Here is a 10173-nt window from a genome sequence, read left to right as displayed (position 1 = left end):
GATGTTAAATATTTGTATCTTTGATATATGTGTCTAAAGTAAGCCGATAAATTTTATAAAATAAGGAGAATGTCAGAGTGACTAAATTTAATAATCTTACAAGGTATGAATCTGTTGGACTTAATCAGGATTTTAATTTAGCTGATGGCCATGCTCATCAAGGTCAATCAGAAACACAGAAAAAAATTATATCAGAATTATCTAATATTTTTTATAATTCCGAACTAACTAAACAAAAAGCTTTAGAAGAAGAATTTCAAAATGAATTTTTTAAGCTTGCTGAACAATTTTCAGCTACAAACCACCCAAGAACAATGCTATGTTATTCAGCTTCATTATCAACTGATTTAATAGCAACATATCTTCAAAAGAATAAATTAAGTGTTAGTCTACTTCAGCCTTGCTTTGATAATTTAGCAACTATCTTAAAGAGAAGAGATGTACATCTGGTCCCTGTAGCAGAAGATAGGTTTACTCCAAGTAATATTTTACATACGTTAGACAATATGACTACCGATGCTCTTTTCCTTACTTTACCAAATAATCCTACTGGATTTATGCTTAGTCAAGACGAAGTTAAAACGGTAATTAAACATTGTAAAGAAAATGATAAATTGTTAATAATTGATTGTACATTTAGGTTTTATCATCAAGATTCATTCTGGGATCAATATGAAGCATTAGAAGATTCTGGAGTAAGCTATTTTATGGTTGAAGACACAGGAAAAACTTGGCCTACCCAGGATTTAAAATGTAGTATTTTAGCAGCTAGTGAAGATTTATATGAGGGAATTCTTGAGCTTCATAATGACATTTTATTGAATGTTTCTCCATTTATATTAAATTTGTTAATCGAGTATATAAAAGATGCTCAGAAAGTGGGTATTTCTTCTTCACTTTGGAAAGTAATTGAAGAAAATAGAACATACCTTAGAAATGTAATTAAAGATTCAATCTTCGTGCCACATAGTGACGATACAATGATTAGTGTAGAATGGTTAAATATTGCTGATCCAAGTATAAACAGTCTGCATGTTTTAGAAAGTATGTTGGAATTTGGATTAGGAGTTTTGCCAGGAGATCATTTTCATTGGGCTAATCCAGAAGTAGGTGAGCGTTATATTCGAATTGCTTTAGCAAGAGATCCGAAAATGTTTAGAAAATCATGTGACGCACTTTCTAGATATATAGAGCTTTCCAATCTCAAAATGAAAGAAGAAGTTAGATAGTTTTATGAAGATCACTTATATTGATAAACCAACTTATTTACCGGATTGGACTATCGAGAAAATAAATCAAATAGCAGAGATGAAAGTATATGATGACTTACCAAATGAAACGGAAGCTATTAGAAGACTTTCAAACACAGATATTGCAATCGTTGAATGGACTACGATTAACAAAAATATGGTTGATAAAATAGACGGATTAAAGTATTTAATTGCAATTACTACAAGTTTTGATTATATCGATGTAGATGCATTAGTGGCTAAGGGAATTCATGTTTCTAACTGTCCTACTTACTCAAAGCAATCTGTTGCGGAGCATGTATTTGCTCTTATGTTATCAGTAAATCGTAAATTAGCTTTAGCCGATCGAACTTGCAGAGAGGGAAAAAGTCACGTTTACCCTCCATTCTTATGTACAGAATTAAGAGGAAAAACGCTAGGCATAGTTGGCCTTGGTCAAATAGGTAGCGTGGTTTCTAGTATTGCTAGAGCTTTTGGTATGAATGTAATAGGATGTAGCAAGAATAATAATAGTGTTGAAGGAGTTACAACTGTTAGCATGCTAGAAGTTTTTAAATCTAGTGATTTTATCTCAATTAACCTGCCGCATAATGAAGAAACTATCAATATAGTTTCTAAAGACTTACTTGGGAATATGAAAGCAAATGCCATACTTGTTAATACAAGTAGAGGAAATGTCGTAGATGAAGAAGCGCTTTATCAATTATTAAAGGATAAAAAAATTGTTGGAGCAGGTCTAGACGACCTAAAAAACTATAAGGATAATAAAATTTTAGAGTTGGATAATGTAATATTTACTCCAGGTAGTGCTTGGTATTCAGAAGAAGCAAGAGAGGCAAATATGGTGGAGTTAATTAAGAACATAAAATCTTTTAAAGAAGGTATTTTAGTTAACTTAGTTAATTAAACTTGATGCTTTAAAATTTATTAAATACCTCCAACAAATAAATTGTTGGAGGTTCCATTTTACGAAATTGTACATATGTAAGGAGATCAAGGCAATGAATCATTATTTTATCGATGTTTTTGAAAAAGCTGGATCACCATCTCAACTAAAACCTCATGTGATTTTTGACCATGTGTGGCCTGAGGAAACTTTAGAGAAGCATACTGAAATTTCTAAAGACTTTTTTGATCAAAGAGATAATTATGAAAAACTAGATATGCAACCTAGAGAATACCTTAACAAAATGAACCTTATTAGACTTCAAGAATTGGTCGCATTTGCATATAAAAATATCCCTCATTACAATAAGATTTATAGAGAGGTTGGTTTTGAGCCTGGAGACTTTAAATCCTTGCAAGATTTCGAATTGCTACCAATTATTAATAAAGATGACTTACAAGAAATCTATAAACAAGCGCTTAAAAATCCATGGGTGAAAATTAATCATAAATCAAGAACATCCGGTTCTACTGGTGTACCATTAACTTTAATAAATGATACCAATCGTCACAGACATATGTTTGTACAACGTTTACAGATGTTTGAAAGTATGATGGGGGCAAATTTGAAGGATGAAGACTGGATATACTCTATATACTATGAACCTTTTTTACTAACAAGTATGTTAGGGAAATTCCCTACGTTTACAGTAGGTTTAGGAGCTCCATTGCCTGATTTAGAAGAACATATTAGGAAAATAAGGCCAGCAGTAATTACTGGAGTAGCTAATAGAATTATAGATGTGGCAAAATTACTGCCAGATGCCAAGGATTTAGGGATTAAGTTGCTTACTACTAATAGTGAAACATCTTCTGCCCATATAAGAAGAGAATTGTCAAAGCAATTAGGTGTTCCTGTATTGGATGAATATTCTGCAGAAGAATTAGGTATTATTGCATGGGAACAGCAAAATGGGGACTATTTAGTTGCTGAAGATACTGTATATGTTGAATTGGTAAACCTTAATGATGACTATATGGATACAGTAATAGGTACTGAATTATGGAACTTTGCCATGCCAAGGATTAGATATGCACAAAATGATTTTGCTGAATGGAAAGAAAAGAATCCTGAATTCGGTTTAAAGAGAATTAAAAGAATTATTGGAAGGCAAGATATGAAAATTATTAGTCCTCAATATGGATCTATAGATCCTGGTATCATTTCAGAAATATTTGATACAACATTGGTTCGTGAAGGATCTGGTGTCAAAGAGTTTAGGTTAGTGCAAAAATCTTTGCATGATATTAGACTTTTAATAAAAAAAGAAGTTGAAATATCAGACATTTCTGAAGTCGTTTTAGAGTTTAGGCATAGATTTCAACAACATTTTGGTTTTGATACAGAGTTAAAAATTGAGTTTGTAGACTTTATCCCATCATTAGGTGTTAAAAAAAGAAGCATTGTGAGGGAATTTAATGAATAAAAAATTTGCAATAATTCATGAAGAAATCCATCCATTACTTGAAAAAATAAAAGAAAGAATGGAGTCACTCAAAGTTGAAGTTGAGCTAGTTCATTGGTCTAAAATTTCATATACTACTGGTAATAATCTAGAAAATTATTTATCTAAGTTTGATGTTATTTATTTAGATAGAATGGGAGAACATTTTTCTTCATATTATACTCAATTGCACCTGTTAGAAGAATTTAATAGAAGAAATAAAGACATAAATATTATTAACTCTCCTGAAGCGTATGCAGTGGCCAGAAATAAAGCCTTGATGGCATTAAAATTAGAGGAAGCAGATCTACCTATCCCAAAAACTAAGGTAGTATTTAATATTGAACAAGTTGTAGAGTTTTGTGAAAGTTATGATAATAATCATTTCATTGCAAAGTCTTATCTTGGAGCTTGTGCTGAGGATATCTATACATTTCAAAATAGTGAAATACCGATAGAAGTTAACAACTTGTTGAAAAGAGATGGAGTAGCAATTGTACAAGAATTTGTATTAAATCCTGAAAAATACATTTGGCGCATTGATGTAGTTAATTCAGAGATTATACAATGTAATCAGAGGTTTTCCTATAATGATGACTCTGAAACGCCTATTTGTAATGGAACAATGGGAGGAGACATAATTATTTGGGATCCTCAAGAAACACCAGAAAACGTTAAACAATTGGCAATTAAAGCTGTAGAAAATCTTGACTTGTGCATTGCAGGTGTAGATATTTTAGTATCTGCAGACCAAAACCTATATGTTGCTGAAGTGAATCCTGAGCCTGATATTACATTAGGGGCATTAGGTTTCCCTAATAAAATTGCAGATTTCTTAATTTTCACAACATCGAAAAATAATCAGAAGTGAGGCAAGAAATATGGAGAAGATATTAATAGTAACCACTCATACCGATATTGAGGAAAGATTAGTAAATATGATAGAGAAAGGCATTTTGCCAAAAGCACATTACTCAGCAGTAGTTGAGTTTTTTGGTGAGGAAATAAAAGAATCTCAGATATTCGATAACTTCTTTCCATTTAATGATTTAAGAAATAAAGAAGAGATTGAAGCTGCTCTCGAAAATTGTAAAAATTGGGGACCATTTGATCATGTTATTAGTACCGATGAATATTCTGTCGTACTTACAGCTGAGATTTGTGAGTATATTAACCATGAAGGTATGAAAAAAGAAGATGTTTTAAAGTTTAGGGATAAGGTAGTAATGAAAGAATCTATTGAAGGAAGAATAAGGACTCCTCAGTTATACCAATTAGATAAATTAAAACATAATGATAATTTGTTTCCTGTAATTGTAAAACCTAGATCTTATGCTGGAAGTAAAGGGATAAGTATTTTATATTCCCAAGATGACTTAAAAACTTATCTTGCGAACAACATTTCAGATCCAAGTGATAAAGGTATAAATCAATTTACTGAAGATGATATTGAATTTGAAGAGTACATAAACGGTCCTGTGTATCACATCGATGGTTATGTATTTAATAATAAAATAGAGTTTTGTCGAGCTTCTAAATACGAAGGTCTCTGTTTAAACTATTTAGATGGTGAACCATTAGGCTCAATTTCGGTGGGTAATAAAAAAGAAGATGAAGAATGGAGAGATTTTGCAGAACAAGTACATAGCGTAATGAATATTCCGGATGGAGTTTTTCATTTAGAGGCATTTCTTACAGATAAAGGAGAAAAAGTATTTTTAGAAATTGGTATCAGACCAGGTGGAAGTTTAGTAGTTCCAGCTATTGAAGGAGCTATAGGCTTAAATTTAGATGAAGCCCATGTTCAATGTCAGATGGGAATAAAGCCGAATATAAAGAATAAAAAAGAGGATAAAAATTATGGTTGGTTAATTTTCCCGAAAGATTTTTCGTCTAAAGAAGATAAAAATATTCAAGCAATTAACATGCCAACTAAACATTTAGAATCTTTGTCTTGGTCTGAAAAGCCACAATTAGGTACTTCTCTTAACGGACATTTTTCATATATTAATAATTTGGGAAGCTTCTTGTTTGTTTCTGCAGACTGGTCAAATATAAAATCGGATTTAGAATTACTTTTAAATGAATATACAGTGAAATAAAATTAGGAATATTCCTTTCAGAGAGAGGTTTTATCATTTGAAACATAATATTGAAAGAAATATTTGGGTCCTTATTATTGGTAGTGGTATAAATACATTAGGTGTATTTATATCACTACCTCTTATTACGATTTATGGATTGCACCAATTAGGTTTGTCTGTAGTAGAAGTAGGGTTTCTATCAGGTATTTGGCCTGTCACGTTATTTCTAACTAGTTTTTTCTGCGGTATATTAGCTGAACGCTGGGGGTATTTAAAAACTTTACGATTAGGTCTTTCGTTAAGTGTTATATCATTTGCAACAATGGGTATATCAACTTCTTTAAGTCTATTTTCTATATCTTTAGGTATATTTGGACTAGGAAAAGCAATGTTAGATAGCTCAATAAGAGCTGCAATGGTATCATTAGCAAAAGGTAAAAAAGAAGAATATTTCTTTAGAATGCGTTATCTTTTTCAAAATATAGGAAATGTCGTTGGTCCACTAATTGGAATAATAATATACGATAAAATTATAGGATATACATTCTTGTTAAGTTCTATTATGTTTCTAATATTCTTATTAGCTTCATATACTTTACTGCGCGCTCAAGACTTTAAAGTAGTTAAAGTAGATCCTATATCTGCAAAAGATACCTTTTCTGTGTTAAAAAACCTTAATTTACAATTCTGGCTTCTTAGTTCTTTATTTATTGTAATGGCTTATGGGGCATATGAAGCACTTATGCCTGCAGTTATTATTGATTCAAAAAATACTAGGCCTGCTTTTGGAATCTTAGTATCATTGAATGCATTAGTTGTAGTATTGTTTCAGTTTATACATATTAAGTATTTAAAGAATTTAAGCCTTTCGAAATCAATTAGTATTGGTTTTGGCCTTCTAAGTATAGGCTTTCTTTTCTTCATTTTTGAATGGCAAGTCTTTGTAATGACTATTATTGCAACTATTTTAGTAGCCATTGGAGAAGCAATTCTTTTTCCCTGCTTCGATATAGTTATGGGAAAAATAGCTCCTGATGATAAAAGAGCAATTTACTATGGAGCATCAAGTTTAAGTCAAGTAGGTTTCTTTGTTGGCCCATCAGTAGGAGGTTTTTTGCTTTCAATGGGAGGTCAATCTGTGCTTTTTGTAAGTTGTACTATGTTTATTCTTATTAGTAGTGTATTTTTCTTTAAAGTTAGTAGAGAAAAGAATTTTGTTTTAACAAAACAACAGGATGCTAGTATATAACTTTTAAATATTTTTTAGTAATTAAATAATATTAGTCAATAACCAATATATAACAAAATCCTTGAGGCTATTACATAGCTTTAAGGTTTTTATATTTTACGAAGATATGGAGATGACCTATAGTGAATTTATGTATATTGCCTCAAAAGATTGCTATCATAAAATTAAATCCCATTCACCCTATACCCAAATGGGTAATTGAAGGGAGGGAATTCCGCTCTATTACGTATACAGACGAAGAATTATCAATTGTATGTTCCCAAGATTTACTTCCCCTGACGACTGAGGATATGGAGGTTAGTTTAGAGTGGAGGGGAGTTAAAGTAATGGGACCTCTTGATTTTTCGTTAACGGGTATATTGGCTTCATTAGCTAAACCACTTGCTGAGGAAAATATTAGTATATTTGCGATTTCTACATATAATACGGATTACCTTTTAGTAAAAAATAATAAATTGGAAGAGGCATTAGAAGTATTGATTAAGAAAGGGCATAATATTATTTAAAAAGGTATATCTTCTTTTCTAATTTCTAAAAAAACGTTCGTAAAAGTATGTTAATCTTATGATGCGTTCGTAATTCGGAAAATCACTTAAACGAACGCTCGATTTTTTAGAATTCTGACGAAAAAGAGAAGTTCGTAAACGTATACATTTACGGACTTTTTGATTCTTATAAACATGTATGCATTTAAATTTGATACATAAAGAAGTGATTTGTATAAAAATTCGAAAAATATTGAATTTAATATTCGATAAATGTAGAATATAAAGAAAGGAGAGATGGCTTATGAAAATAATGAATTTAAATTCTATGAGAGAAACGTATTCGACACAAATGAAATATTCGATTTTATTTGAAATGGGATTAGGTATCGCTGCTTATACATATTATGATTTTCATCATACGTTAGAAAAGCCCACTGGTTATTGGGAGGATATTAAAAACGAATTATCTTCTACAGTCCAGAAAGAGCTAAACTACACACATAAATACAACACGTGGTTTGCTTTGCTGCAACTTCTCCATTCCAATCATTTTGATTCACTTCAGAACTTCATTGAATTTCTTTATCAACTCCCTGAAAGTAAAGTACGAGGATGTTGTTTACCTTACATTGGTTCTCAACATGAAGAAATTCGAAAAAAAGCTTCTCATAAGGAGAAAGAAGCAATTGCTTCTTTAATGAACAGCTGCAAGCACCATAAGTTTTTTCCAGCCTATATTGAATACATTTCAACGGTTGACATTGATGTATTAAAAGAACACTTAAAAATTATTTCTGAAGGTTGGTATAAGACAGTTATAGAACCCAACTATACAGAGTTTAAAGCTATGTTAGAACGAGATGTTCAACAAAAGCGTGCTCTTTATTCAACTTATGAACCTGAAGAATTAGTTAAACATGTGACAGGCATTGATTATCAACCGGAACCATTCATCCATCAAGTTTTACTGATTCCTCAATATGTTTATCGTCCTTGGAACGTAGAAACCACTTTACCAGGAGTTAAAGTCTTTTATTATCCCATTTCTGATGAAAATGTTCATGAAATAGAAGATCCATACTCTCCACCATCTGCTTTACTTCATGGTTATAAGGCTCTTGGAGACGAAACCAGATTAAAAATTATTAAATTACTGACTGAAAAAGATTATTCTCTTCAAGAATTAACGAAACAGCTTACAATTCCCAAATCCACTGTTCATCATCATTTGGCTTTACTTCGGGCTGCTTGGATTGTGAAAGTACACAAGTCTCGGTATTATATTCAACTTGAGAATCTTAATACTCTCCAAGAAAAACTACAACGTTTTTTGGAAAGGAAATAATCAGGTGAAGAAACCTTCACATGTTCTTGCTAACCGTTCCTTTTTATATTTATGGATAGGTGAAAGCATCTCTGAACTTGGAGGTGCGATAGGTGCCTTGTGTAACTCTTTATGGCTATATGAGCTAACTGGATCAAAATCAGCAATGGGAACACTATGGCTAACCTATTTCATTCCATCTTTACTCGTTCAACTCTTTATAGGGCCTATGATTGATCGAGTAAGTCGAAAACACGTTATGTTAAGCTCCCAAGTTATACGTAGTATGGTGTTCTTTTCACCTGTAATTTTAATGTTTTCCGGTCACATGGAGATATGGATTCTATTTGTGATTCAAGCGATTCTTGGAATCTTGCAACCTCTCTATGTTCCTGCTGCCTCAGCTTTGCTACCTACAATTGCGGCAGAAAATCAATTAATGCAAATGAATGCTTGGATGGATGGAACGGTACGAACAATGAGTTTTTTAGCACCAACAATAGGGGGCATTGTAGCAGCTTATTTAGGAACCCCCTCTGCTTATATAGTCGTAGGGATGCTTTTTCTACTTAGTACCATTAGCTTGTTTTATTTAAAAGAACCTATGCTAAAACAGCAAGAACAAAAGATTCCTTGGTTAAAGCAGGTACTAGTTGGTTATCGCTATTTTTTCAAGCAAAAACAACTGATATGGCTAGGTTTTTTTACTTCTCTTGTTCAATTTAGTGTTGGGGTAACTATGGTTATTAATGTTCCTTATGTTTTAGAAGAACTGAAAGGAACTTCATTTACGTATGGTTTGTTTATGGGAGGATTTCCATTAGGGTATATAGTGGGTTCTTTTTTAGTTGGTAAATGGGGAAGTAAAGGAGCACGAAGGTATATAATGCTCTCAGGACTATTGATGGGTGGATTATCTTTTCTTCTGTTGGGGTTTGTGGATTTTATACCTTTGGCTATTCTATGTGAATTTCTTGGAGGTGTATGTTTCCCATTTTTTAATGTTCATCAAACTACTCTTTATCAGAAAACCATCCCTACAGAGTTAATGGGACAAATTTTTTCTGTTCGGCTTTTTTTGATACAAGTAACTATGCCACTAGGCGTTTTATTTGCTGGTCAGGTAGTTGATCTATATGGAATCCGTCTCTTATATATGATGATTGGAAGTTTAATTATCATTCCTGCTTTATTTGCTCTTACTTTACCTTTCTTTTCATTTCTCAATGAGGAAAAGAAGGAATTCTCTAACATGTAAGTAAGTCTTCATAATCAACAAGGACATTAGCTACTTCTTAAAGAATTTTATATTAAAAGTTTTTTGGGTTCTGGTGCAAAAACTTCAAAATATCTGCAGGTAATCTCCCAAACTTGGACAAACTGATACT

Annotated in this window: 9 protein-coding genes; all 9 read left to right on the top strand. The window is 32.0% G+C overall.

Going from position 1 to position 10173, the window contains the following annotated elements:
- The first annotated feature begins 77 nt into the window (after positions 1-77).
- The 9 genes from BFL01S_RS16985 to BFL01S_RS16945 all read left to right on the top strand — a co-directional run bounded on the left by BFL01S_RS16985 (position 78) and on the right by BFL01S_RS16945 (position 10043).
- Positions 78-1229, top strand: a complete 1152-nt coding sequence (locus BFL01S_RS16985) for an aminotransferase class I/II-fold pyridoxal phosphate-dependent enzyme (protein ID WP_061786414.1) — start codon at positions 78-80, stop codon at positions 1227-1229.
- Between the two features lie 4 nt (positions 1230-1233).
- Positions 1234-2157 (top strand): 2-hydroxyacid dehydrogenase, encoded by a 924-nt coding sequence (locus tag BFL01S_RS16980; protein WP_061786413.1) that lies wholly within the window; start codon positions 1234-1236, stop codon positions 2155-2157.
- Between the two features lie 94 nt (positions 2158-2251).
- Entirely contained in the window at positions 2252-3622 is a 1371-nt protein-coding gene (locus tag BFL01S_RS16975) for a phenylacetate--CoA ligase family protein (protein WP_061786412.1), read from the top strand.
- On the top strand, positions 3615-4511 hold the full coding sequence (locus tag BFL01S_RS16970; protein ID WP_061786411.1) for an ATP-grasp domain-containing protein: 897 nt from the start codon (positions 3615-3617) through the stop codon (positions 4509-4511). Before BFL01S_RS16975 ends, BFL01S_RS16970 begins: the two co-directional genes overlap by 8 nt.
- A gap of 10 nt (positions 4512-4521) precedes the next feature.
- Positions 4522-5742: an ATP-grasp domain-containing protein gene (locus BFL01S_RS16965; RefSeq protein ID WP_082802774.1), complete on the top strand. Its 1221-nt coding sequence runs from the start codon at positions 4522-4524 to the stop codon at positions 5740-5742.
- Between the two features lie 37 nt (positions 5743-5779).
- Complete coding sequence (locus BFL01S_RS16960) at positions 5780-6973, top strand: MFS transporter (RefSeq protein ID WP_061786409.1); 1194 nt, start codon at positions 5780-5782, stop codon at positions 6971-6973.
- A gap of 122 nt (positions 6974-7095) precedes the next feature.
- Positions 7096-7479 (top strand): ACT domain-containing protein, encoded by a 384-nt coding sequence (locus BFL01S_RS16955; RefSeq protein WP_061786408.1) that lies wholly within the window; start codon positions 7096-7098, stop codon positions 7477-7479.
- A 283-nt stretch (positions 7480-7762) separates the two neighbouring features.
- Positions 7763-8806 (top strand): ArsR/SmtB family transcription factor, encoded by a 1044-nt coding sequence (locus tag BFL01S_RS16950; protein ID WP_061786407.1) that lies wholly within the window; start codon positions 7763-7765, stop codon positions 8804-8806.
- The gene (locus BFL01S_RS16945; protein ID WP_235859256.1) at positions 8751-10043 is read left to right on the top strand and encodes an MFS transporter; all 1293 of its coding nucleotides are present in this window, start codon (positions 8751-8753) and stop codon (positions 10041-10043) included. Before BFL01S_RS16950 ends, BFL01S_RS16945 begins: the two co-directional genes overlap by 56 nt.
- The last annotated feature ends 130 nt before the right edge of the window (positions 10044-10173 follow it).

This window comes from Priestia flexa NBRC 15715 (genome assembly GCF_001591565.1).
Taxonomy (GTDB): Bacteria; Bacillota; Bacilli; order Bacillales; family Bacillaceae_H; genus Priestia; species Priestia flexa.
Note: the sequence above shows the minus strand (reverse complement) of the source record. Positions and strands in the feature narration are given on the sequence as shown.